Below are 22,204 nucleotides of genomic sequence, written 5' to 3'. Positions count from 1 at the left end.
TACACCGACGCCGACCGGGCCCGGATGCGTGGTCTGGTGCTCGGCAATCAGCAACCCGACGGCATGTCGCGCCTGAGCGGTTGGCTCACCCCGCAAGCCCGCGTCACCCTGGAGGCCGTACTGGCCAAGCTCGCCGCCCCGGGCATGGCCAACCCCGACGACGACACACCGGTCGTGGACGGCGCCCCCTCAGAAGAAGCGATTCAGCGCGACACCCGCAGTGCCGCCCAGCGCAACCACGACGGGCTCAACGCCGCCCTACGCGCCATGCTGGCCTCCGGAAAGCTCGGTCAGCACAACGGGTTACCGGCCTCGATCATCGTCACCACCACCCTGGCCGAGCTCGAATCGACCACCGGCAAAGCCCTCACCGGCGCCGGCACGCTGCTGCCCATGTCCGACGTCATCCGGCTGGCCCGCCACGCCCACCACTATCTGGCCATCTTCGACCACGGCAAAGCACTGGCGCTGTATCACACCAAACGCCTGGCCTCACCGGGCCAGCGCATCGTCCTGCACGCCAAAGACCGCGGCTGCTCCCATCCCGGCTGCGACGTGCCGGGCTTTTACTGCGAGGTCCACCACGTCGAAGACTGGGCCACGACGTACCGCACCGATATCGACCAACTCACCCTGGCCTGCGGACCCCACCACCGGCTTGTCGAACAAGGCTGGATCACCCGCAAAAACGCCAACGGCGACACCGAATGGATCCCGCCACCCCACCTCGACCGCGGCCAACCCCGCACCAACACCTTCCATCACCCCGAAAAAATCGTCGCGGACGAGGACGGCAACGGCGACGATCCGTAGCGCCGGATCCCTTGATCCCGTGCCGAGCGACGGGGTAGCGTAGTGCTGCCAATTACGAAACTACGCGTAGCGTAATTGGCTTCCAAACCATCGAGAGGATCCGCTTGATGCGCAGCCGCTACGCGGGCGATCCCTTCACCACATCCACACCCGAGATCGCCGCCGCGCTAGAGGATGTCAGCATCCCCACGCTGTTGCTCTCGCTCGTCCACATCACCGGCGACCCGAGGTTCATCCGCGAGTTCAAGCAGATGGGCATCTTCCTCAACGAGGTCCAGGGGTTCATGTCGGAGGAGGACAAGGCCCGCGCCCGCGCCGAAGCCCTGACGGTGATCACCGAGTACCGGAATCGCGGTTGCCCCGAACCGCAGCCGCTGAGCCCGGAACTCATCAGGGAGATGATGGATTGGGCTGCGTGCGAGCACGTTCCGGACGACTACCTGCCGCTGGTTTCCGAGGAGCTCGATCTCGACGGCGTCGATCCCCGGCGTCCCGCCGCGTTGCCGGCCGGGCGCGCCGCCGAGCTTCCAGTCCTGGTCGTCGGGTGTGGCGAATCCGGCATCCTGGCCGGCGTCCGCCTCAAGCAGGCCAACATCCCATTCACCATCGTGGAGAAGAACGCCGGCCCCGGCGGAACGTGGTGGGAGAACAGCTATCCCGGCGCCCGGGTGGATGTGGCGAACCATTTCTATTGCTACAGCTTCGAACCCAACAACGACTGGACGCATTTCTTCGCCGAGCAATACGAGCTGCAGGACTATTTCACCAAGGTCATCGACCAACACGACCTGGGTGAGCACGTGCTGTGGCGGACCGAAGCGCTCGCGGCCGAGTGGAACGACGACGACGGTACCTGGAGCGTGACGCTGCGCTCGGCCGACGGCGAGACGACCACCGTGCGGGCACGTGCGCTCATCACCGCGGTGGGCCAGCTGAACCGTCCCAACATTCCGGCTTTCGACGGGGCGGACACGTTCCAGGGGCCGTCCTTTCACTCTGCGGCCTGGGACCACTCGGTGGACCTGAAGGGTAAGCGGGTCGCGCTCGTCGGCGCGGGTGCCAGCGGCTTCCAGATCGCCCCCGCGATCGCCGGGGACGTCGAGCACCTCACCGTGTTCCAGCGGACCGCGCAGTGGATGTTCCCCAACCCGATGTATCACGACGAGGTCGGCGACGGGGTGCGCTGGGCGATGCGCCACCTTCCGTTCTACGGCCGCTGGTACCGGTTCCTGGTGCTCTGGCCCGGATCGGACAAAGGCCTGGATGCCGCCGAAGGTGACCCGGGCTACGCCGATCAGGATCACGCCGTCAGCGAGATCAACGCCGCCGCACACATGATGTTCTCGCAATGGATCACCAGCCAGGTGACCGAGGATTCGGAGTTGCTGGCCAAGGTGATGCCCGACTATCCCGCTTGCGGCAAACGGACCCTGCAGGACAACGGCAGCTGGCTGCGAACACTGCAGCGCGACAACGTCGAATTGGTGCGCACCGGCATCGCGAAGATCGCGCCTCACGGCATCGTCACCGACGACGGCGTGACCCACGACGTCGATGTCATCGTGTACGCCACCGGGTTTCGGCACACCGACGTGCTGTGGCCGCTGAAGATCACCGGCCGAAACGGGACCGACCTGCATGAGATGTGGGGGAGCCGCCCCTATGCCTACCTCGGGATCACCGTCCCGCAATTCCCGAACTTCTTCATCGTCTACGGCCCGGGAACTCACCTGGCGCACGGAGGCAGCCTGATCTTCCAGTCCGAGCTGCAGATGCGCTACGTCGACCAGTGCCTGGCGCGACTGGCCGAGACCGACGTGCACTCCATCGAACCCAAGCCCGAGGCCGCCACCGATTGGCACCGGCGGACGCAGACCCAGATCAAGAAGATGGTGTGGTCGCATCCGGCGGTCAAGCATTCGTATTTCAAGAACGCCGACGGCGAGATCCACACCGTGAGCCCATGGCGGCTCAACGAGTACTGGTCGGCGGTGCGCGAGCCCGACTGGTCACAATTTTCAGTGCGAACGAAAGATTCAGTGCGACAAGGAAAGTGAGCATCCCAACATGCGCACCGTAGTCGTCGACGGGCCCCGCAGCATCCGGGTGGACACCCGGCCCGATCCAACCCTTCCCGGGTCAGACGGGGCGATCGTCGAGGTGACCGCCGCCGGCATCTGCGGATCCGACCTGCACTTCTACGAGGCCGACTTCCCGATGCCCGACCCGATCGCGCTCGGCCACGAGGCCATCGGCACCGTGGTGGACGCCGGTCCGGACGTGCGCAACGTCAAGGTCGGCGATCAGGTCCTGGTGTCGTCGGTCACCGGCTGCGGCGCGTGCGCGGGATGCGCCACCCACGATCCGGTGATGTGCCACTCAGGTTTTCAGATCTTCGGTGGCGGTGTGCTCGGCGGTGCGCAGGCCGACCTGCTCGCGGTGCCCGCCGCCGATTTCCAGCTGCTGAAGATGCCCGAGGGCATCAGCACCGAGCAGGCGCTGCTGCTCACCGACAACCTGGCCACCGGCTGGGCCGCCGCGCAGCGTGCCGACATTCCGTTCGGCGGCACGGTGGCGGTCATCGGCCTGGGTGCGGTTGGACTGTGTTCGCTGCGCAGCGCGCTTTTTCAGGGCGCGGCAACGGTTTTCGCGGTGGACCAGGTCGACGGCCGACTGCAGCGTGCCGCCCGGTGGGGAGCGACGCCGCTCAAGGTGCCGGCACTCGAAGCGATCATGGCGGCCACCGGTGGCCGCGGCGCCGATGCGGTGATCGACGCCGTCGCCACGGACGCCTCCCTGTCTGACGCGATCAACGCGGTGCGGCCGGGCGGTACCGTCTCGGTCGTCGGCGTGCACGACATGAATCCGTTCCCGCTCAACGCGCTGGGCTGCCTGATCCGCAGCACGACCATCCGATTCACCACGGCGCCGGTGCAGCGCACCTGGCCGGAGCTGATCCCGCTGCTGCAGTCGGGCCGGCTCGATGTCGACGGCATCTTCACCACCACAATGCCATTGGACGAAGCGGCCAAGGGCTACGCGACCGCGGAGTCCCGATCGGGCGACGACGTGAAGATCCTGCTGAAGCCCTAGTTAGTTACCTGGTCGCCGTGATGTATTGCGACCGCATGAAACTGTCGATCTTCACGTCGACGTCCGGCGGGGTCATGCCGTACCCGGCTTGAAGATCGAGCGTGTTGCGGACGGGCTCGACGTTCCATTCGTGGGCCGCGAGCCACTCCGCCGGGTCGGACTGGGGTTCGTAGGTCAGCGCCGAAAAGTCCACATTGCCAGACACATTGACGCCCGGGTGGTTGGCCTCCAGAGCGTTGAGCTGGTCGTGGTCCAGGCGCGATCCCAGCGCACCGATGGCGATCCGGCTGCCCGGCGCGCTGAGCCCGCTGATCCGGGTGAAGAGCGCGTGTTGCGCCTCGTCGGTCAGGTAGGGCAGTAGCCCCTCCACCGACCAGGCGCTAGGACTTTCCACGTCGAACCCGGCCACTTCCAGCGGCCGCGACCAGTCGGTGCGCAGATCGGCGGCGACCTCGATCCGGTGGGCCTTCGGGGTGGCGCCCTGACCCGCGAGAACCCGGGACTTGAATTCGAGAACCTTCGGCAGGTCGACTTCGAACACCCTTGTGTCTTCCGGCCATTCGAGCCGATAGGCCCGCGAATCCAGCCCGGCGGCCACGATCACCGCCTGCCGGATGCCCGCCGCGCCGGCGGCCTCGAAGAAGTCGTCGAAGAACCGGGTCTGCACGCCGTACAGCCGCGGAAAGGCCATCTCATCGTCGGAGCTACCCGGGTTGGCGAGCACGCCCGCCAAATACGGGTCCTGCGACGCGGCGATGAAGACTTTCGCGTATTCGTCGCGCACCAAGGGCCGCGGGCTCACGGCATGCAGCGCACGCCATCCCGCCACCAGCAGCGCTGTATACCCGACGCTGCTGACGATGTCCCAGTTGTCATCGTCGGAACGGAGCGACCCGAATTCGGGTGTCGTGCTCATGCTTGCCCCTCCCGTCGGCGCCGACCGCAAAGAGCCGACGTTTCCACGGTACCTGCCGGGGCGGCTTCAGAGCTCCAAGATCACCGTTACCGGACCGTCATTCACGAGTTCGACCTGCATGTTCGCGCCGAACACGCCGGTCTGCACCTCGGCACCGAGTTGCCGCAAAGCCTCGGCGAACTCCGCGACCAGCGGCTCGGCGACCGCTCCTGGAGCGGCCGCGTTCCATGACGGGCGGCGGCCCTTGGCGGTGTCGGCGTACAGCGTGAACTGGCTGACGACCAGGATCGGCGCCCGGACGTCGGCCGCGGAGCGCTCGTCGGCGAGAATCCTTAGCTGCCAGAGCTTCTCGGCGAGCCGTCGAGCCTTGTCACGGTCGTCGCTATGGGTGACGCCGACGAATGCCAGCAGGCCCTGGCCATCCGGGCTGATGGCCCCGACCACCGCGCCCTCCACCGACACCGTTGCCGACGAGACTCGTTGCACCACTACCCGCATGGGCCTCGATGGTGCCAGATCGGCCTTTCACAGGTTGGGTACGCTCGTGGGGTGTCCGTGCTCGTCGCGTTTTCCGTCACCCCGATGGGAGTGGGCGAGGGTGTCGGCGAGATCGTCGCCGAAGCGGTTCGCGTGGTTCGCGAATCCGGGCTGCCCAACAAGACTGATTCGATGTTCACCGTCATCGAAGGCGAAACCTGGGCAGAAGTCATGGCCGTGGTGCAGCGCGCGGTCGAGGCCGTGGCCGCCCGCGCGCCCAGGGTCAGCACGGTGATCAAGGCGGATTGGCGCGCCGGGACCAGCGACGCGATGACGCAGAAGGTCGCGACCGTCGAGCGCTACCTGTCCGGGGATCAGCCGCCCACCGCGGACTGAAACGCCCGTTCGGCCGGCTCGCCGTGTACGGCGAACACCACCTTGCGCAGCGAACCGGGTTGGTGCTGCCGGACGGCGTCGACCATCAGCCGCGCCGCCTCGTCCAGCGGAAAGCCGCCCACACCGGTGCCGAAGGCCACCAGCCCGAGGGAGCGGCAACCGAGCTCATCGGCCTTGCGCAGCGTCGAAGCCGTGGCGGCGGTGATGATCTCGGCCGACGTCGGGCCGCCGAGCTCCATCGTCGCCGCATGGATGACATAGCGCGCCGGCATGTCGCCGCCCGTGGTCTCGATCGCCTCCCCGAGCCCGATCGGCGCCTTCTCGGTCGATTCCCGCTGCACGGCGGGCCCGCCCGCGCGCGAGATGGCCGCGGCGACACCGCCACCATGCCGCAGCTCGGTATTGGCCGCGTTGGTGATCGCGTCGAGTTCGAGCTTGGTCACGTCGGCCTGAATTACCTCTAACTGGATCATGGGCTCATTGTCCTCGCAACGACCGCCCTCGCACCCATGCGTAGGCTCAGGGCGGTGAGCGCACGCGCAGGAATCGTTGTCACCGGAACCGAGGTCCTCACCGGACGCGTCCAAGATGCGAACGGCCCCTGGATCGCCGATCGCCTCCTGGAACTGGGCGTCGAGCTGGCGCACATCACCATCTGCGGCGACCGGCCGGCCGACATCGAGGCGCAGCTCCGATTCCTCGCCGACCAGGGCGTGGACCTGATCGTCACCAGCGGCGGCCTGGGGCCGACGGCCGACGACATGACGGTCGAGGTGGTGGCCCGGTTCTGCGAACGGGAGCTGGTGCTGGACGCCGAGGTCGAGGAGAAGATCGCCAACATCCTCAAGAAGCTGATGGCGCGCAACCCCGCGTTCCAATCCGCCTTGGATCCCGGCACTTTCGAGTCGCTGCGCGCCGCCAACCGCAAGCAGGCCATGGTGCCCGCGGGGGCGCAGGTGCTCGACCCGGTCGGCACCGCGCCCGGCGTCGTCGTGCCCGGCAGGCCGACGGTGATCGTGCTGCCAGGTCCGCCGCGCGAGCTGCAGCCCATGTGGCACACCGCCATCGAGACACCTGCGGCGCAGGACGCGATCGCCGGCCGAACCGTCTACCGGCAGGAGATGCTGCGCATGTTCGGGCTGCCCGAGTCGGGGCTGGCCGAGACACTGCGCGACGCCGAACAGGTCGTCCCCGGCTTCGGGCAACTCGAGATCACCACCTGCCTGCGGCGCGGGGAGATCGAAATGGTCACCCGCTATGAGCCGGACGCCGCCGACGCGTACGCACAGCTGGTCAAGCTGCTGCGGGAGAGGCACGGACATCAGCTCTACTCCGAGGACGGCTCCCGCGTCGACGATCTGGTCGCGCATCTCCTGGCCGGCCACCGGATCGCGACGGCGGAGTCCTGCACCGCGGGACTGCTCGCGGCGCGCCTGACCGACCGGCCCGGCTCGTCGGATTATGTGGCCGGCGGTGTGGTGTCCTACTCGAACGAAGCGAAGGCGGAACTGCTCGGGGTCGACCAGGCGCTGATCGAAGCGCATGGCGCGGTGTCCGAGCCGGTGGCCGAGGCGATGGCCGCGGGCGCGCTGCAGCGCTTCGGGGCCGACACCGCGGTCGCGATCGCCGGAATCGCCGGCCCGGGCGGGGGAACGGAAGAAAAGCCGGTCGGCACAGTCTGTTTCAGCGTAACGGCCAACGGCCGCACCGACACCCGCACGCTGCGGCTTCCCGGCAACCGCTCGGATGTCCGGGAGCGCTCGACCACGGTGGCCATGCACCTGCTGCGGCGCCTACTGGACAACAGCGAATAGCGTCACGTCATTTCGCTTGCCAGGAAGGCACTTTCGGTGGTGCCGAATCGGATTCCGGTGGCGTCCTTCCCGATCAGCGTGAGCACCGCGACCGCGATCAGCACCGGCACGATCGTCGCCGACAGAGCAAAAGGGTAGCCATGTGATTCGGCGAGGCGTTCCTGGATCGGCAAGTTGAACGCCGCCAGCAGGTTTCCGAGCTGGTAGGTCACGCCGGGGTAGAGGCCGCGGATGGCATCCGGGGACATCTCGGTGAGGTGGGCGGGAATCACGCCCCAGGCGCCCTGCACGAACAACTGCATCAAGAACGAACCCAGGCACAGCATCGCCGCGCTGCGTGAGTACGCGAACAACGGCACGATCGGCAGTGCCAAGATCGCACAGAAGACGACGGTGTAGCGGCGGCTGAATCGCTGTGACAGGCTGCCGAAGACGAGCCCGCCGATGATGGCGCCGACGTTGTAGGCCACCACGATCCACTTGACCGTCGTGCTGGCCAGGTTGGCGCCGTGGTTGGTGTGCGCCCCCAGGAAGGTGGGGTAGACGTCCTGCGTGCCGTGGCTCATCCAGTTGAACGCCGTCATCAGCAACGCCAGGTAGATGAACCGGCGGATGATCGCGCCGTTGCGCAGCACGTCGCGGATTCGGGTGCTGGTGAGCTTCATCTGGTGCTGCGCGGCCTCCCACACCTCGGACTCCTCCACCCGGTACCGGATGACCAGGCTGATCAGCGCGGGAACGATGCTCAAGCCGAACAGCCACCGCCACGACAGGCCGAGCCAGTCGATCACCACCAGCGAGGCCACGCTCGCCAGCAGGTAGCCGAACGCGTACCCCTCCTGCAGCAGCCCGGAGAAGAACCCGCGTCGCTCGACGGGAACCTTCTCCATGGCCAGCGCGGCGCCGAGCCCCCACTCACCGCCCATGCCGATGCCGTAAAGCAGGCGCAGGATGACCAGCACGGTGAAGTTCGGCGCGAACGCGCACAGGAAGCCCACCACCGAATAGAACATCACGTCGACCATCAGCGGCAGCCGCCGGCCGACGCGGTCGGCCCATAGCCCGAAGAGCAGTGCGCCGACGGGCCGCATGATCAGGGTGGCCGTCGTGACGAACGCGACCTCGGCCTTGCTGTGGTGGAACGTCTTGGCGATGTCGGCGTAGACGAGCACCACGATGAAGTAGTCGAAGGCGTCCATCGTCCAGCCCAGGAGCGCCGCGATGAAGGAGTTCCGCTGATCGGCGGTCAACCGTTGTGTGGTCACGTCAGCATCGTGCAGTACACGGCGCGATACCGCGACCTGTTCCACCATGCGGACTCCCGGAGTAAGTTCCGGATACATGCGGATCATCGACGCCGATGGGCATGTGGCCGAGAATTCTTCGCTGGCAATCGAAGCGATCAAACGCTGGCCGCAGCACGTCAAGCTCAGCACGGATGGGCGGCCGGGGCTGACGCTCGAGGGCCGCAATTACCCGGAGGACACGGGCCCGGGCGCGGGCTGCCCACCCGAGCATGGGATCAGCAAGGCGCCTGACATCAATTGCCGCTCACCGGAGGGCGTGCTGGGCGACGCGGACCTCGATCACATCGACACGATGGTGCTGTATCCGAGCATGGGGCTGTGCGCGCCGAGTCTGGAGGATCCGGAATTCGCCGCCGGCTTCTCCCGCCTGTACAACCAGTGGATCGCGGACTACTGCGCCTCGTCGGGCGGGCGGTTGCGCGGCGTCGCCGTGACACCGATCGAGCACGGCCGGGTGGCCATCGACATCATGACGGAGGCGAAAGAGCTTGGGCTGATTGCGACTTTGGTGCCGCCGGCGCTCAAGAGCCGCAACCTCGACCATCCCGACCTGGACCCGTTCTACGCCGCCGCCGTCGAGCTCGGCATGCCGCTGGGCGTGCACGGCGCCCCGGGCATTCATCTGCCCAAGATCGGCGTGGACCGCTTCACGAACTACATCCAGGTGCACTGCATCAGTTTTCCGTTCGACCAGATGACGGCGATGACCGCGATGGTGTCCGGCGGCGTCTTCGAGCGCCATCCGGAGTTGCGGGTCGCGTTCCTGGAGGCGGGCGCGGGCTGGGTGCCCTTCTTCATGGATCGGCTGCACGAACACTACGAGAAGCGCGGCGACTGGGTGGAGCGCGGCTGGCGTCGCGACCCGCACGACTATCTGGCCGCGGGCAACATCTGGGTGACGTGCGAGCCGGAGGAACCGATCCTTCCCGGCGTGATCGATGTGCTGGGCGACGATTTCATCATGTTCGCCAGCGACTACCCGCACTGGGACGGCGAGTGGCCGGAGAGCACCAAGCACCTGCGCACCCGTGGTGACATCAGCGAGGGCTCGCGGGAAAAGATCGGCGGCTTGAACGCGCAGCGCTTCTACAACCTGAACTGAGCTTTCCGGCTTACTTCCCGGCCGGGCGGATGGCAGGATTTCCGGGCATGGGTCCTTTTCTGTTGCGCGCCGCATTGACCGGATTGGCGTTGTGGATCGTCACCCTTTTCGTGCACGGCCTGCGCTTCGTGGGTGGAGACACGAAGCTGGAGCGGGTCGGCATCATCTTCGTCGTCGCCGTGATTTTCGGTCTGGTCAACGCCTTCATCAAGCCGATCGTCCAGATCTTGTCGATCCCGCTGTACATCCTGACGCTCGGCCTGTTTCATGTCGTCGTCAATGCGCTGATGCTCTGGATCACCGCGCGGATCACCGAGCACACCACGCATTGGGGCCTGCAGATAGATCACTTTTGGTGGACCGCGATCTGGGCCGCGATCGTGCTGTCGATCGTTAGTTGGTTGCTGTCCTTGGTGATTCGGCGTACCGGCGCCGGGCGCTAGCCATCTTTTGTCAGGTTCACGACGTCGCGCGCGCAACCCCAGGACAGGGTGACGCCGTTGCCGCCGTGCCCGTAATTGTGGATGCACCGCGCCCGCCCCAGCGGCTCGGCCTCCACCCGCACCGACGGACGGTCGGGACGCAGCCCGGTGATCACCTCGATCACCTCGGTGTCGTTGAGCCGCGGCTCGACGCCGCGGCAGCGCTGCAGGATGCGTTCGGTCAGGTCGGGGTCGGCCGTGGTGTCCCAGCGGTCCGGGATGCTGATACCGCCGCAGACCACCCGCTCCGGGTGGGGAAAGTAGCAGGTCCATTCCGGACCGTCATTGATTTGCACAAACGGTTGCCGCAGACCGGGATTGGTGAGCACCACGTGCTGGCCGAACAACGGCCGCACGGTGTCATCACCGGTCAGCGAGCCGGCGGCCAGCCCGGCGCAGTTGACGACGATTGCGGCGGCGTCGGCGGCCTCGTCGAGCGATTGCACGGGACGCTCCTCGATTTCGCAGCCGGCCGACGCCAGGCGCCGGGTCAGGTAATCGAGATAGTGCGGCATGTCGATCATCGGCACGGTCGCGCGAAATCCGGCGCCGAGGCCCTCGGGGACATCGGCCGGGTCGGCCGGGCGCAGGTCGGGGATCAGCGCCGCCGCCGACGGCGACATCGCCTGACTGGCGTTCAGCTCACCGACGGCCAGCACCGGCGCCAGCTGCACCCCGGAGTCGGGATCCTGGGCAAGCTCGGTGAACACCCGCAGCGAGTGCTCGACCCAGCCCAGCGTCTCGGCCGCACGCTCGGCGGGCCGGGGGGGAAGCCAGATCGCGCCCGCCACCGCCGACGTCGTCTGCTTCAGCGTCGCGGCCGCCCATACCCGGACCGGCCGGCCCGCCTCGGCCAGGCAGATGGCCGACGTCAATCCGCTGACGCCGGCACCGACGACGACAATCCGCTCCGAATGTGCCACGGCGCCACGGTAGCGAAAAGAGGCCCGTCGCGGGTCAGCGTCGAGTGCCCTTGAGGCGGGTCAGGAATGCGGGGCCGGCGCGGCCGGTGAAGCCGCCGGCGCCTGCGGGGCCGGTGAGGCGGCCGGGGCTTGGGGGGCCGGCGAGGCCGGGCGCGCCTGCTGTTGACCGCCCAGCAGGCTGTTGAGGATGCCGAGCGTGCCTTGCACACCCGCGGGCGGCGCGGTGGAGGGCGGAACCGCGTCCGGCGTCAGCTGCCAGGGCTGGCAGCCCGAGGTCTTGAACGCCTTGTCGCCCGGATCGATCTGCACTACCTGCGGCTTCTTCGACATGGCGTTGTCGATCAGGGCGCCGTCCGGGTTGCTGGTCCGCTTCCAGTAGCAGGTGCCGTTGTCGACGGGACCCCCGGAGCTGTAGATGCCCGGCACGATGTCAGTTCCCACCGCGTAGATGCCGTCCTTGTCGATGGAGGTCTTCGGCCCGGCTGGTTCTGGCGGGGCGCCCGGCGACGGCGCCGGAGAAGCGGCCGGTGCCGGTGCAGCGGATGCCCCCGGCGCCGGTCCCTGTGTCTCGTCCGGATCGGCGCTGGCGACCACGGTGGACGCGGCCCAGCCCGCGATCATCAGGCTCGCGGCAAGCAACCTCGCCGCAGTAGGTACTCCACCCATAGACATCGAGGGTACCGGGGTCAAGAACCTAATTCATATCCCTGTGAAATCGGCCCTGCGGCAACTACCGCTAGGCAAGCCGCCGCACTCGGCCCGCGTAACCGAGCGCGTGCTCGTAGGTCTCGAGGTTGCCGCGGGAGATCTTCGCGTGCACCGGGCGTTCGAGGAAGAAGCGCAGCACCGGGTTGTAGGCGTGATAGGTCTCGTGGAACGTCACCACGGTGGTGCCGTCGGGCTGCTCTTTGAGCCGGTGATAGCCCTCGGCGCGCGACCACAGCGGGGCGCCGACGGCCACGTAGCGCGAGAGCTTGTTGAGCTCTGCCTCGGTCACCGTTTCCCACGATCGGGCCCTGCCGCCGGTCAGCAGGTATTTGGGCACTTCGAAGATGCAGGTGCGGACCAAGCCCTCGCCCGCTTCGTTGCCCTCGTTGAGGATTTCCATGCTGCCGGTGGGCCAGGTGACCACCCGCGGGCGTGGGGCATTCGGTGGCGGCGGCGGATGCAGCACCCGCCAGACCTTCCGCGGCGGAGCGTCGACGTGGAATCGCACGGTGTAGGACTGCATCAGCCGTCTCCCCAACTGTCCCAGAACGTGATGGTCTCCGCGGGGGGCCGCTTGGCCGGCCGGAAGTCGGTGCCGACCGTATAGGCGACAGGGAACAGCGCCGCCTGCGTGACGGTGGGCGGAATGCCGAGCAGCTCGGCGACCTCCTGCTCCTTGAACAGATGCATCGTCGTCCACACCGATCCCAGCCCCCGCGAGCGCAATGCCAGCAGAAAGCTCCAGCCCGCCGGGATGATCGATGCCCAGGCCGCCGCGGCAATGCCCAATGCCGCGCCGTCGATGCGCTGATCGATGCACGGAATGACGTGCACCGGCACGTCGGCCAGCGTCTCGGTCAGGCTCATCGCGCTCCGGTACACCCGCTGCGTCTGCGGGTCCGTCGCGTTGTCGGCCGCGTACGCCAGGTATTGCGCCCCGATGCTGCGGTAGATCTCGGCGATCGCGGCTCGCTTGTCCGCATCGGTGATCACCAGCCAGCGCCAGTCCTGCGTGTTGCTGGCCGTCGGCGCCTGCATCGCCAGCTGGATGCACTCCAGGATCACCTCGCGACTGACCGGACGGGTCAGGTCGAGGCGTTTGCGAACCGACCGCGTGGTGCTCAGCAGTTCGTCGACGGTGGCGATGTCCATTGGTTCCTTCCGGGTTGTCAGAGGTCGATGGCGCAGGACTGGTCGACGCCCAGCACGCTCAGCGAGCGCCCCAGGCCGAGAAAGACGGCAACGCACAGCGTGAGGTCCAGGATCTCCTCGTCGGAGAACGACTCCCGAAGTCGTTGAAAGAAGGCGTCATCCAGAGAGGCGTGATCGGTGGCGAAGCGCTCGGCGTACTCGATGCAAAGGCGTTGGCGCGGCGTGTATCCCGGGTAACTGGCGTAGGCGGCGACATTGTCGTACAGCTCGGGCGCCACACCGGCGTCCAGCACCGACTGGGCGCGAAAATCCGAGCAGGCCACGCAGTCGTTGATCTGGGCGATGCGCATCCGGGCGAGCTCCCGCTCGTCGGCCGGAAGGATGCTCTGCTGATAGGCGCCGCGGATCATGTGTTCGACCATGTCGCCGAGTTGCGGCCGCAGCGTCCAGATCATGGCGGCTTCGCCGCCGGGGCCGTCCGGCACGTTGAGACGGGCCATCAGCGAACTCCTGCCCGGTGAAGAGACGTACTGAGCTGAGCAAACCAGATCGTGGTCGTCGAGGCCAGGCATAGACCGGACAATGGGTTTGGAGTTACCGTCTCGGCGTGCTGTTCATGCACGAGGTGCATAAAGTGCGCGGCCGCCACGAAGACGACTTCGAGGCCGCGTTCCGGGACGGCTGGATGCCCAAGCTCGCCGACGGCGACGACGCACGGCTGCTGTGGTACGCCGACCACGCCCAAGGCAGTGGCCCGTCCTACACGGTCGTCACCGTCACCGCCGTCAGGGACGGGACGGCGTGGGAGCGTCTTGCACTGCGGGTTCAAGGAGGCGACCTGCAGACCTGGATGCGCGGACTGGACGAACTGCGGCACGACGTCGAAGCCAAACTGCTGGTAGCACTTCCGTGGTCGCCGATGCAGAACGTGATGTTCGACGAAATACCGGTCGACGGGCGAGAACACGAGCTGAGCCTCTACATGGAAGACACCATGTGGCCCTACCAAGACAAGTTCGAGGAATACATCGACCGCTGCAGCGATGTGTATGCCCCGGGCCTCGAACGGCCGTCCGCGATGCTGACGATTCAGGCGGCTTTCCAGCCCGCTCTGGGCAGTCATCTTCGGCGCGAGGTCATCCTGATGCAGCGCATCCAGCGACCCGAGCAACTCCTCGGACTCCTCCGAACGCGGATCCCGGACGAATACCGCGCCCCGGGAACCTGGATGCATGATGCCCTGGACCTGCGCGACCAGTGGACCAGCCGGCTGCTGCGTACCTCCGCCTGGTCACCCTTGTACTGAACGGCACGCATGAACATCGGGACGATCCTCGACACCGCCGAAACCAGCGAGCCCGCCCGGACCGCGCTGATCATCGATGGGCAGCCCATCGGTTACGGCGAAGTGGCGCATACGGTCCGCCAGTGCGCAGCCGGCCTGACCGCCAGTGGTGTGCGGGCCGGCCAGCGTGTCGCCGTCCTCGACGGCGGAAGCCTGTTGTCGATCGCGACCTTGCTGGGAGCCGCGCGCATAGGTGCCGCGGCCGCGCTGATGAACCCCGCGCTGACCCCGCCGGAGATCCGCGGGCTGCTCGACAACGCCGGTTGCGCCGGCGTGGCCGTGGCGGGTGCGACGTACGCCGACCGGCTCCGCGAAGCCGGCGTACCCACGGTGTTGACCCACGCGGACCTGGCCGCGATCACCGTCGGGCCCGGCGACGAAGCCGTCGCCGCTGCCGACGACCGGGACGCCTTGATCCTTTTCACCAGCGGGACAACGGGACTCCCCAAGGCGGTCGTCATCACCAGCGCGCAGCTCACCCGACGAATCACAGGGATGGCGGCGCCATTTCGCGCGCAGGCCAGGCCGTCGGTGGGGATGATGTGCGTCCCGTTCTTCCATGTCGGGGGCGCGCTGGGCATCCTCGGCAGCTTGTACTCCGGCAATACCTCGGTGGTACAGCAGCGATTTGACGCCGGCGAGTGGCTACGCCTGGTGTCACAGCACCGCGTGACGACCACGTTCATGGTGCCGACGATGCTGCAGCGCATCATCGACCATCCCGACTTCCCCGCAACGGATTTGACGTCGCTAGTCGCCATCGCCTACGGGGCCGCCGCCGCACCTGTCAGTTTGGTGCGCAGGGCGATGACCGCGCTTCCACATGTGGCGTTCGCCAACGTATTCGGTCAGACCGAGACCCTCGGCGCGTACACGACACTGATGCCTGACGATCACCGAGATCCCGCTCGCGCGGGCTCCGTGGGGCGGCCGCTACCCGGAGTTGAGGTGCGCGTCGTGGACCCCGACACGGGAAGCGACGTCGAGATCGGAACCGTCGGCGAGTTGTGGGTGAACACAACCCAGAACGTCACCGCGGGCTGGTTGCGCACCGGCGACCTCGCCCGCCAGGACTCCGACGGATACATCTTCCCCAGTGGACGGCTGAGCGACACCATCAACCGCGGGGGCGAGAAGTTCGGCCCGACCGAAGTCGAGGAGGCGCTTCGTTCCCACGCGGCGGTGCGCGATGTCGCGGTTATCGGCGTCGCCGACGAGGAGCTCGGCCAACGGGTGGGGGCCGCGGTTGTGGCGTGCGCCCCAGTGACTCTCGAGGAGCTGCGCGCGCACTGTCGCGAGTTGATCGCTTACTTCAAGCTGCCCGAGCGGCTGGCGATCGTGGACAACATCCCCTACAACTCAACCGGGAAGATCAACCGCCGCGAGCTCGCAGCGCTGATTGCGACCGGCGCCTGAAACCCTGGGAGTTCCAATGCTCTTCCTCCACGAGACCCACAAAGTCGTCGGCGCGCACCAAGACGATTTCGAGGCCGCCTACCGCGAGGGCTGGATGCCGACATTGGCCGAACAGGACGACGCTCGGCTGCTCTGGTACGCCAACCACGCCCACGGATCGGGGATGTCGTACAACGTGGTCACGATCACGGGCATCGTCGACGGCGCCGCCTGGGAGAGGCTTGCCCGCCGGGCGCAGAGCGGTGACCTCCGACCCTGGATGCGCGAGATGGACAACCTGCGTCACGAGGTGAGCGGCAAGATCCTGCTGCCGGTGTCGTGGTCACCGCTTCAGACCGTGGACTTGACGACGGTGCCCACCGATGGGTCCACTCACCCCCTGGCACTGTTCATGGAAGACACCGGGTGGCCCTACGCGCCGCTCGACGAGTACATCCGCTCCTGGGACGAGATCTACTATCGGCCGCTGTCCCGGGCACCGGAACGGATGCGAATCCTTGATATTCAGGCCTGCTTTCAGGTCGCGCACGGAAGTTATCGTCGGCGAGAAGCGATGCTGTGGCAACGGATTGACGACTCCAACAACTACGCGGCGCTCGTCCACCTGCTCACCAAGGAGATCCCGCCCGAGCACCGGGCGCCGGGCAGCTACATGTTCGACGCTTTGCAGTTCCGCGATCAATGGGAAAGCCGGCTGTTGCGCACCTCGGACTGGTCACCCCTTTACTGAGCTGTTGATCCGGCCGCCCGATTCAGGATGTGGGCCGCTTCGCCGACCATTTCGGAGACGATGTCAGCGGCGGGACGGACTTCGCGTATCCGCCCCACCCCCTCGCCGATCAGTATGGCGGCGGTGTCGAAATCCTCTGCGGCGACGGCTTTTTCGTAGGCGCCGATCGCTGCTGGCAGTTGCGCCGACAGTTCGGCCTCGTTGCCGTGCCAGGTGTCCAGGAAGGCGTTGCTCAGCGCCCGCGCGTTGTATCCGGTGGGCCATTCGAGGCGGCGCACAAGGTCATAGACGCGGGTGCGCAGGGTGTCGTCGCCGCCGGCCGCCACGGCGCGCTGCTGCGCGCGCGGTGAGACCAGCGCCTCCGGCGTCGCCCAGAACCGGGTTCCCACGACCGCGCCATCGGCACCCAGTGCCAGCGCGGCCGCCAGCCCGCGACCATCGCTCACGCCGCCCGCGGCCACCACCAATGTGTCGGGCGAGCGATCGGCCACGAAGTCGACGACCTCGGGCACCAGGGTGAAGGTCGACCGCACGCTCATGCCGTGGCCACCGGCCTCGCCGCCCTGAGCCACGATGACTTCGGCCCCGGCGTCCAAGGCCCGGCCTGCCTGATCGAGGGTCTGCACCTGCGCGAGCAGCGGGACGCCGGCAGCGTGAATGCGGTCGGCGAAAGGCTGTAGCTCGCCGAACGACAGCATCACGGCCGCCGGCCGCTGCTCCAGTGCGATGTCGAGCGCCCCCGGGTTGCGGGCCAGGCTCCAGGTGATGAACCCGTATCCGACCCGGGCGCCGTCGGCCAGGCCGACCTGGGTTCGCAGCCATTCGGCGTCGGCGTAGCCGCCACCGATGAGGCCCAGGCCGCCCGCCTGCGTCACCGCCGCCGCGAGCCGACCGCCGGAGACCAGCGCCATCGGCGCGAGCACGATCGGTTGCTCGATTCCGAACGACTCGGTGAGCCGCGTCGTCAAATCAATCGCGCTCACTTGAGTTCACCGGTGAGGAACTGCGCCCTACCGTGGCCGAAAGACCAATCCTCGTCGTCGTTTTCGGTGACCGAGACGATCAGGTCGGCGGGGTCGAGCCGGCAGCGATCCGCGAGACGGGACGCCAGCAGCTCATAGAACTTCTGCTTGAGCTCGCGTGGACGTCGCCGGCTCACCATGTGCAAGACCACCTGGCGAGACGAACGGTCGATGCCCAGGCCGGTATCCAGCGTGACGATCTCGTGGACCGGGTGGGTGTGCACCACCTGGTAGCGATCCCGTTCCGGGACGCCGAACGCTTCGACCACCGTCTCGTGGATCGCGTCCAGCAGCGCACGAACCTCCGACGGCGAACGGCCCTCGACGAGGTCGATGTACAACAGCGGCATTTTTTCCTCCTGCGGACAACGCGCGGATTGCGCATCCTTTGCAACCGACGGTAGGTCCACCGGAATCCCGCGTGAAATGCCTTCTGTAGGCGATCTATGCTCATCAGGCATGGACGCGGTGCAGGCCGGCCGAGTCGAGTTGCGCCACCTGCGGACATTCGAAGCGGTGGCACGCCTCGCCTCGTTCACGCAGGCCGCCGAGGAACTCAGCATCACCCAGCCCGCCCTGAGCAGAACCATCCAGCAGCTCGAGGACGCGCTCGAAGCGACGCTGTTGGACCGCAGTTCGCGACACGTGGCGACCACCCAGGCCGGGCGGATCTTCCTCGATCACGTCGAACGCGTCCTTGCCGAGTTGGGGCGCGGTGTGGACGCCGTCCGGCAACAGGCGAGCATCCGCCTCGGGTTCAGCTGGCTGCTGCCCGACCCGTGGGCGCAGGACACCGTCGCGCAATTCGAGCGGGCCGCCCGGACCACGGTCAACCTGATCCGCACCGACGACGCGCTCGGCGCGGTCCAGCAGGGAAGGGTCGACGTCGCCCTGGTGCGCGGGCATGTCACGTCGACCTCCGTTCGGATCGTGCACCTTTTCGACGAGCCACGCGTGGCGGTGTGTTCGATTCATTCGCCCCTCGCGGAGCGTGCGAAGCTGGACTGGGCCGAGGTGCCACGGTGGCCACTCGTGGTCAACACCGCCAGTGGCACGACCGGACCCTGGTCGTGGCCCGCAGGCGCGGGACCCGAAACGGTGGTCGAGACAACGAATTTCGACGAGTGGATCGAATGCGTCGCCGCCGACCGGGGCATCGGGGTCATTCCCGACGTCGCCATCAGACGCAACATCCACCCGGGTGTGCGGTTCGTCGCGCTGTCGGGTGCTCCCGACATTCCGGTCGCCCTGGCGTTTTTGAAGCGGGCCAACGGCCCTGCGCTGCGCCGGTTCATCGAGGCGGCCGTGGACGCCGCGACCGAGCACTAAAGCCCCCGAGGACGCGAACCATCAGGCGAGTGACGCCAGACCGGAACGCACCAGTTCCAAACTCGCGGCCACATCTGCACCGAGGTCGCCGGAACAACCTCGGCGGCCCCAATTCTCCACTGCCGCAACGAGGGCCGCGGCAATCACGGAACCCGCGACCTCGGCGGCCAGGTCGATGCTGGCCAGATCCGGATTGCGTCGCCTGACGAAGTCGGTGAGCACGTGGGCAAACGACGACTGCACGACCCGCAGGTGACCGGCGATCCGCTCGGCGCTGATCAGCTCGGCCCGGGCGGTCGCGGCCTGCCGGACCACTTCGAGGTCGTGCGGGAATGCGGCGACGCTGGCCAGCACCGCGTCGAACAGCGATTCCGAGGTCGGTCGCTGGGCAAGCGCTTCGGCCAGCCACTCCAACTGGGTCTCGTAGTCCTGGAAGAGCACGGCTTCCTTGGTCGGGAAGTGCCGGAAGAAGGTGCGTTCGGTGACACCGGCCTCGCGGGCCAGCTCGGTGACGGTGACGTTGGCAAACCCCTTGTGGGCGAAGCTCTTCAACGCCGCTTGGCGAAGTGCCTCATGCGTCGATCGTCGTCGTTGTTCATGACGGTTGCCCGGGGCGGTCATCTCAGCGGTGATCGTATCCCAGGCGAGCGGGTCACGACTGACATCTTCCAATTGTGTCAGTACTGACATATTCTTGGCACGCGATCACCCGACGGAGGCGAGGGCCAACATCGTGACCAATACCGAGTACCACGCAATCGTGGTGGGCGCCGGGCACAACGGGCTCACCGCCGCGGCGATTCTGCAACGCGCGGGCCTGCACACTCTGTGCCTAGAGGCCAACACCTACGGCGGCGGCATGGCCGCGACGGTCGAACTGATCGACGGCTTCCGGTACGAGATCGCCGGTTCGGTGCAGTTCCCCATGGCGAGCCAGCTCACCAAGGACCTCGGGCTGGATACGCTGCCGGCGGTGGAGCCCGACGTGATGTCCATCAACATCGGCGAACACGGCGAGGAGCCGATGATCTTCTACCGTGACCCGATGCGGCTCATGACGCATCTGAGCGAGAGGCACGGCCTCGAGGCGGTCACCGGCATGGCCGAATTGATCGGCTGGAGTCAGGGGCCGGCGAAGGCGCTGGGCCGCTTCGACGTCCGCCGGCCGCCCAAGACGCTCGATGAGATGTATGCCTGCGCGACCGACGACGCCGAGCGCCGGGCGATTCACGAGATGCTGTTCGGCTCGGCCATGGACGTGATCGACCGCTACCTACCCGACAAAGACAAGCACGCGGTCATGCGCGGAATGCTGGCCTTCCTGGCCGTCAACTCGACCTACCGCGGCCCGTACACACCGGGCAGCGCAACCTGTTTGGCGTTTGCTTTAGCCGTGCCCCAAGACGACGCGGCCAGCACCGCGATGATGACGAAGCTGAAGGGCGGCATCGGCGCACTCACCGAACATCTGCGCGAGCTCTTCGTCGCCCACGGCGGCGAGATCCGGTTCCGCGCCAAGGTCGACGAGATCCTCGTCGACGACGGCAAAGTGACCGGTGTGCGACTGCGCGACGGATCGACGATATCGGCGCCGATCGTGGTATCCAACCTGTCGCCGGATATCACGCTCACCGAACTGATTGCTCCCGAACATGTTCCGGCACAACTGGTCTCACGCGTCTCCGGGCGCGACCACCGGGCCTCGTTCGTGCAGATCCACTTCGCCCTGGATGGGCTGCCCGAATTCGCCCCGCCGTACGACTTCCTCAACGCCGACGGCATGCAACAGTCGGTCGGAATCTTCGGATCACCCGAATCCCAACAGCTGCACTGGGAAAACTGCCGGCGTGGCGTCGTTCCGGACAATCCGTCGATGGGAATGCAGATCCCATCGGTGCACGATCCCGGCATGGCGCCGCCCGGCAAGCACGCGGCGAGCGCGTTCGCCTACGCGTTCCCGGTCGAGGTCAGCCGCGACCAGCACGGGCACCTCAAAAACTTGATGGCGCAACGCGTTATCGACAAGATCACCCGCTTGGCGCCGAACTTCAAGGACATCCTGATACGCCACATCACGTTCGCGCCCTACCACATGAACACCATGTTCGGCGCGCCCTCGGGCGACTTCTGCCACGGGCTGCTGCACCCCGACCTGATGGGTCCCAACCGGCCCGGCCCGAAGGGCTTCCTGGATATGCCCATCGGAATCGACGGCCTGTATCTCGCCGGCGCCGGATGCCATGGCGGACCGGGCATCACCTTCACCCCCGGTTACAACGCCGCCTATCAGGTGCTCGACGACGCGTCCTGAGCCGGGGTGATCAGGGTTGGCAGCCGGGTTCCAGGGGGAGGGCCGCGCCGGTGGTTTGGAGCGACAACAGATACAGGTAGGTCGCGAGCGAATGTTCGCACGACACCGTGTATTTCACCAGCGCCTTCGGAGGCCACGGAGCCAAGCGGACCGGGATGAGCTCGACCGGATTGAGGACGTGTTCGTAGGCGAGGGGCGGGGGCAGCGCGGGGACGATGTCCAGGCGGTTTGCGACGCGCCACGAGTTTTTGACTACCTGGTCGAACGTGGCCGCAAACAGCGAATCGCCGGTGCGTGGACTGCCATAGGTATAGACGGCCGGGCTGGTAAACGCGGTATTCGCCGCCACATCCAGGGCGAGCAGTGTCGCCAGGGCCCCTCCCAGGCTGTACCCGCAAATCGTCACCGAGCCGACGGGTTGGGGGAACGTAAGGTTCCCGAGCGCGTTGACGACCGTCGGCGAACCCGGTGTGGCTCCGGTCCGCAGGGACTCGTACATGTCGGTGAAGCCGTCTTCGGTGTGGCCGGCACCGGCCAGGAACGGGCAGGGCACCTGGACAAAGTCGACGTCGTGAATCCACTCCAGCCATCCCTCGGTGCCACGGATCGCGATCGCGACGTCGCCGGTCTTGTCCTGCTGGCAGATCAGCCCAATGGACACTTCAGCGACGCCACGGGCCGGGTTCATGTCGGTCGCCAGATCGTTGGCGTAGATCGTGGTGACCACGGTGTAGTCGACGCCGCCGGCGCTCAGCGCCTCACCCGCCCTATTGGTCAGATCGCCCGGCGGCGTCCCGTAGGTCGCGTTGACGAGCTGAGCGAATTGTATTGCCTGCGTTACGTCTAACGTCGGTGGTGTTGGCATGGC

The 22,204-nt window shown here is 67.0% G+C and carries 23 protein-coding genes and 2 pseudogenes; 12 read left to right on the top strand and 13 right to left on the bottom strand.

What is annotated here, in order from left to right; translation table 11 throughout:
* The 3 genes and pseudogenes from A5732_RS07355 to A5732_RS07345 all read left to right on the top strand — a co-directional run.
* Nucleotides 1–813: HNH endonuclease signature motif containing protein (locus tag A5732_RS07355; RefSeq protein ID WP_142256567.1), on the top strand; the 813-nt coding region annotated here is incomplete at its 5' end.
* A gap of 107 nt (nt 814–920) precedes the next feature.
* On the top strand, nt 921–2,870 hold the full coding sequence (locus A5732_RS07350) for a flavin-containing monooxygenase (RefSeq protein WP_076101806.1): 1,950 nt from the start codon (nt 921–923) through the stop codon (nt 2,868–2,870).
* A 10-nt stretch (nt 2,871–2,880) separates the two neighbouring features.
* A pseudogene (locus tag A5732_RS07345) lies at nt 2,881–4,033 on the top strand (alcohol dehydrogenase catalytic domain-containing protein); the annotation flags it as partial.
* Between the two features lie 9 nt (nt 4,034–4,042).
* Here the strand turns inward: A5732_RS07345 and A5732_RS07340 are convergent.
* Together A5732_RS07340 and dtd are read right to left on the bottom strand one after the other, a co-directional pair.
* A pseudogene (locus A5732_RS07340) lies at nt 4,043–4,822 on the bottom strand (class I SAM-dependent methyltransferase); the annotation flags it as partial.
* Between the two features lie 66 nt (nt 4,823–4,888).
* Entirely contained in the window at nt 4,889–5,320 is a 432-nt protein-coding gene (gene dtd, locus A5732_RS07335; protein WP_064951434.1) for a D-aminoacyl-tRNA deacylase, read from the bottom strand.
* Between the two features lie 51 nt (nt 5,321–5,371).
* On the opposite strand from dtd, the gene A5732_RS07330 reads away from it, so the two are divergent.
* Entirely contained in the window at nt 5,372–5,695 is a 324-nt protein-coding gene (locus tag A5732_RS07330) for an MTH1187 family thiamine-binding protein (RefSeq protein ID WP_076056226.1), read from the top strand.
* On the opposite strand, the gene A5732_RS07325 is transcribed toward A5732_RS07330, so the two are convergent.
* Nucleotides 5,674–6,168, bottom strand: a complete 495-nt coding sequence (locus tag A5732_RS07325; protein ID WP_076101799.1) for a macro domain-containing protein — start codon at nt 6,166–6,168, stop codon at nt 5,674–5,676. The genes A5732_RS07330 and A5732_RS07325 overlap by 22 nt on opposite strands.
* A gap of 36 nt (nt 6,169–6,204) precedes the next feature.
* Here A5732_RS07325 and A5732_RS07320 point away from each other — a divergent pair, with 36 nt between their 5' ends.
* Entirely contained in the window at nt 6,205–7,509 is a 1,305-nt protein-coding gene (locus A5732_RS07320; protein ID WP_076101796.1) for a competence/damage-inducible protein A, read from the top strand.
* A gap of 2 nt (nt 7,510–7,511) precedes the next feature.
* On the opposite strand, the gene A5732_RS07315 is transcribed toward A5732_RS07320, so the two are convergent.
* Nucleotides 7,512–8,774 carry an MFS transporter gene (locus A5732_RS07315; RefSeq protein WP_170880165.1) on the bottom strand — a complete coding sequence of 421 codons (1,263 nt, stop codon included), beginning with the start codon at nt 8,772–8,774 and terminating at the stop codon, nt 7,512–7,514.
* Between the two features lie 76 nt (nt 8,775–8,850).
* Between A5732_RS07315 and A5732_RS07310 the strand changes: the two genes are divergently transcribed.
* Nucleotides 8,851–9,918 (top strand): amidohydrolase family protein, encoded by a 1,068-nt coding sequence (locus A5732_RS07310; protein WP_076056231.1) that lies wholly within the window; start codon nt 8,851–8,853, stop codon nt 9,916–9,918.
* 47 nt (nt 9,919–9,965) lie between these two features.
* Entirely contained in the window at nt 9,966–10,361 is a 396-nt protein-coding gene (locus A5732_RS07305; protein WP_064951455.1) for a phage holin family protein, read from the top strand.
* Here A5732_RS07305 and A5732_RS07300 read toward each other — a convergent pair.
* The 5 genes from A5732_RS07300 to A5732_RS07275 form a co-directional block, all read right to left on the bottom strand.
* Nucleotides 10,358–11,323, bottom strand: coding sequence for an FAD-dependent oxidoreductase (locus tag A5732_RS07300; protein ID WP_076101794.1), 966 nt, complete (start codon nt 11,321–11,323; stop codon nt 10,358–10,360). The two genes, A5732_RS07305 and A5732_RS07300, sit on opposite strands and share 4 nt — an antisense overlap.
* 60 nt (nt 11,324–11,383) lie before the next feature.
* On the bottom strand, nt 11,384–11,989 hold the full coding sequence (locus A5732_RS26935) for a hypothetical protein (protein WP_081395998.1): 606 nt from the start codon (nt 11,987–11,989) through the stop codon (nt 11,384–11,386).
* 70 nt (nt 11,990–12,059) lie between these two features.
* Entirely contained in the window at nt 12,060–12,554 is a 495-nt protein-coding gene (locus A5732_RS07285; protein WP_076101791.1) for an SRPBCC family protein, read from the bottom strand.
* Nucleotides 12,554–13,183: a nitroreductase family protein gene (locus A5732_RS07280; protein ID WP_076056237.1), complete on the bottom strand. Its 630-nt coding sequence runs from the start codon at nt 13,181–13,183 to the stop codon at nt 12,554–12,556. Before A5732_RS07280 ends, A5732_RS07285 begins: the two co-directional genes overlap by 1 nt.
* 17 nt (nt 13,184–13,200) lie before the next feature.
* Nucleotides 13,201–13,683 carry a carboxymuconolactone decarboxylase family protein gene (locus A5732_RS07275; RefSeq protein ID WP_065054162.1) on the bottom strand — a complete coding sequence of 161 codons (483 nt, stop codon included), beginning with the start codon at nt 13,681–13,683 and terminating at the stop codon, nt 13,201–13,203.
* A 116-nt stretch (nt 13,684–13,799) separates the two neighbouring features.
* On the opposite strand from A5732_RS07275, the gene A5732_RS07270 reads away from it, so the two are divergent.
* From A5732_RS07270 to A5732_RS07260, 3 genes are read left to right on the top strand one after another with little or no spacing between them, the layout of a single operon-like run.
* Nucleotides 13,800–14,489 carry a hypothetical protein gene (locus A5732_RS07270; RefSeq protein WP_249266864.1) on the top strand — a complete coding sequence of 230 codons (690 nt, stop codon included), beginning with the start codon at nt 13,800–13,802 and terminating at the stop codon, nt 14,487–14,489.
* Between the two features lie 9 nt (nt 14,490–14,498).
* Nucleotides 14,499–15,944 carry a class I adenylate-forming enzyme family protein gene (locus A5732_RS07265; RefSeq protein WP_076101789.1) on the top strand — a complete coding sequence of 482 codons (1,446 nt, stop codon included), beginning with the start codon at nt 14,499–14,501 and terminating at the stop codon, nt 15,942–15,944.
* 16 nt (nt 15,945–15,960) lie between these two features.
* On the top strand, nt 15,961–16,674 hold the full coding sequence (locus A5732_RS07260; protein WP_076101787.1) for a hypothetical protein: 714 nt from the start codon (nt 15,961–15,963) through the stop codon (nt 16,672–16,674).
* Here the strand turns inward: A5732_RS07260 and A5732_RS07255 are convergent.
* Both A5732_RS07255 and A5732_RS07250 read right to left on the bottom strand, forming a co-directional pair.
* On the bottom strand, nt 16,668–17,648 hold the full coding sequence (locus A5732_RS07255) for an NAD(P)H-dependent flavin oxidoreductase (RefSeq protein ID WP_076101826.1): 981 nt from the start codon (nt 17,646–17,648) through the stop codon (nt 16,668–16,670). The two genes, A5732_RS07260 and A5732_RS07255, sit on opposite strands and share 7 nt — an antisense overlap.
* Before the next feature lie 5 nt (nt 17,649–17,653).
* Entirely contained in the window at nt 17,654–18,046 is a 393-nt protein-coding gene (locus A5732_RS07250; protein WP_076056244.1) for a tautomerase family protein, read from the bottom strand.
* Nucleotides 18,047–18,155: 109 nt separating this feature from the next.
* On the opposite strand from A5732_RS07250, the gene A5732_RS07245 reads away from it, so the two are divergent.
* Nucleotides 18,156–19,025, top strand: a complete 870-nt coding sequence (locus tag A5732_RS07245; RefSeq protein ID WP_076101784.1) for a LysR family transcriptional regulator — start codon at nt 18,156–18,158, stop codon at nt 19,023–19,025.
* A 21-nt stretch (nt 19,026–19,046) separates the two neighbouring features.
* Here the strand turns inward: A5732_RS07245 and A5732_RS07240 are convergent, their stop codons facing one another.
* Nucleotides 19,047–19,646: a TetR/AcrR family transcriptional regulator gene (locus A5732_RS07240; RefSeq protein ID WP_076101825.1), complete on the bottom strand. Its 600-nt coding sequence runs from the start codon at nt 19,644–19,646 to the stop codon at nt 19,047–19,049.
* A 112-nt stretch (nt 19,647–19,758) separates the two neighbouring features.
* On the opposite strand from A5732_RS07240, the gene A5732_RS07235 reads away from it, so the two are divergent.
* Nucleotides 19,759–21,336, top strand: coding sequence for a phytoene desaturase family protein (locus A5732_RS07235; protein ID WP_076101824.1), 1,578 nt, complete (start codon nt 19,759–19,761; stop codon nt 21,334–21,336).
* A gap of 10 nt (nt 21,337–21,346) precedes the next feature.
* Here A5732_RS07235 and A5732_RS07230 read toward each other — a convergent pair whose 3' ends face one another.
* A complete protein-coding gene (locus A5732_RS07230; protein ID WP_076101781.1) occupies nt 21,347–22,201 on the bottom strand; it encodes a lipase family protein in 855 nt (284 codons plus the stop codon).
* Between the last annotated feature and the right edge of the window lie 3 nt (nt 22,202–22,204).

This window comes from Mycobacterium colombiense (assembly GCF_001953985.1).
In the GTDB taxonomy this organism is placed as follows: Bacteria; Actinomycetota; Actinomycetes; order Mycobacteriales; family Mycobacteriaceae; genus Mycobacterium; species Mycobacterium colombiense_B.
This window is presented reverse-complemented; position numbering and strand designations above follow the sequence as displayed.

Excerpts from the sequence above, each read along its gene's own strand:
- A5732_RS07230 (WP_076101781.1), bottom strand. The coding sequence starts at position 22,201 with ATGCCAACACCACCGACGTTAGACGTAACGCAGGCAATACAATTCGCT.
- A5732_RS07325 (WP_076101799.1), bottom strand. The coding sequence starts at position 6,168 with ATGATCCAGTTAGAGGTAATTCAGGCCGACGTGACCAAGCTCGAACTC.
- A5732_RS07350 (WP_076101806.1), top strand. The coding sequence starts at position 921 with ATGCGCAGCCGCTACGCGGGCGATCCCTTCACCACATCCACACCCGAG.
- A5732_RS07265 (WP_076101789.1), top strand. The coding sequence starts at position 14,499 with ATGAACATCGGGACGATCCTCGACACCGCCGAAACCAGCGAGCCCGCC.
- dtd (WP_064951434.1), bottom strand. The coding sequence starts at position 5,320 with ATGCGGGTAGTGGTGCAACGAGTCTCGTCGGCAACGGTGTCGGTGGAG.
- A5732_RS07250 (WP_076056244.1), bottom strand. The coding sequence starts at position 18,046 with ATGCCGCTGTTGTACATCGACCTCGTCGAGGGCCGTTCGCCGTCGGAG.
- A5732_RS07245 (WP_076101784.1), top strand. The coding sequence starts at position 18,156 with ATGGACGCGGTGCAGGCCGGCCGAGTCGAGTTGCGCCACCTGCGGACA.
- A5732_RS07275 (WP_065054162.1), bottom strand. The coding sequence starts at position 13,683 with ATGGCCCGTCTCAACGTGCCGGACGGCCCCGGCGGCGAAGCCGCCATG.
- A5732_RS07285 (WP_076101791.1), bottom strand. The coding sequence starts at position 12,554 with ATGCAGTCCTACACCGTGCGATTCCACGTCGACGCTCCGCCGCGGAAG.
- A5732_RS07280 (WP_076056237.1), bottom strand. The coding sequence starts at position 13,183 with ATGGACATCGCCACCGTCGACGAACTGCTGAGCACCACGCGGTCGGTT.
- A5732_RS07320 (WP_076101796.1), top strand. The coding sequence starts at position 6,205 with ATGCGTAGGCTCAGGGCGGTGAGCGCACGCGCAGGAATCGTTGTCACC.
- A5732_RS07260 (WP_076101787.1), top strand. The coding sequence starts at position 15,961 with ATGCTCTTCCTCCACGAGACCCACAAAGTCGTCGGCGCGCACCAAGAC.
- A5732_RS26935 (WP_081395998.1), bottom strand. The coding sequence starts at position 11,989 with ATGGGTGGAGTACCTACTGCGGCGAGGTTGCTTGCCGCGAGCCTGATG.
- A5732_RS07310 (WP_076056231.1), top strand. The coding sequence starts at position 8,851 with ATGCGGATCATCGACGCCGATGGGCATGTGGCCGAGAATTCTTCGCTG.
- A5732_RS07240 (WP_076101825.1), bottom strand. The coding sequence starts at position 19,646 with ATGACCGCCCCGGGCAACCGTCATGAACAACGACGACGATCGACGCAT.
- A5732_RS07305 (WP_064951455.1), top strand. The coding sequence starts at position 9,966 with ATGGGTCCTTTTCTGTTGCGCGCCGCATTGACCGGATTGGCGTTGTGG.
- A5732_RS07270 (WP_249266864.1), top strand. The coding sequence starts at position 13,800 with ATGCACGAGGTGCATAAAGTGCGCGGCCGCCACGAAGACGACTTCGAG.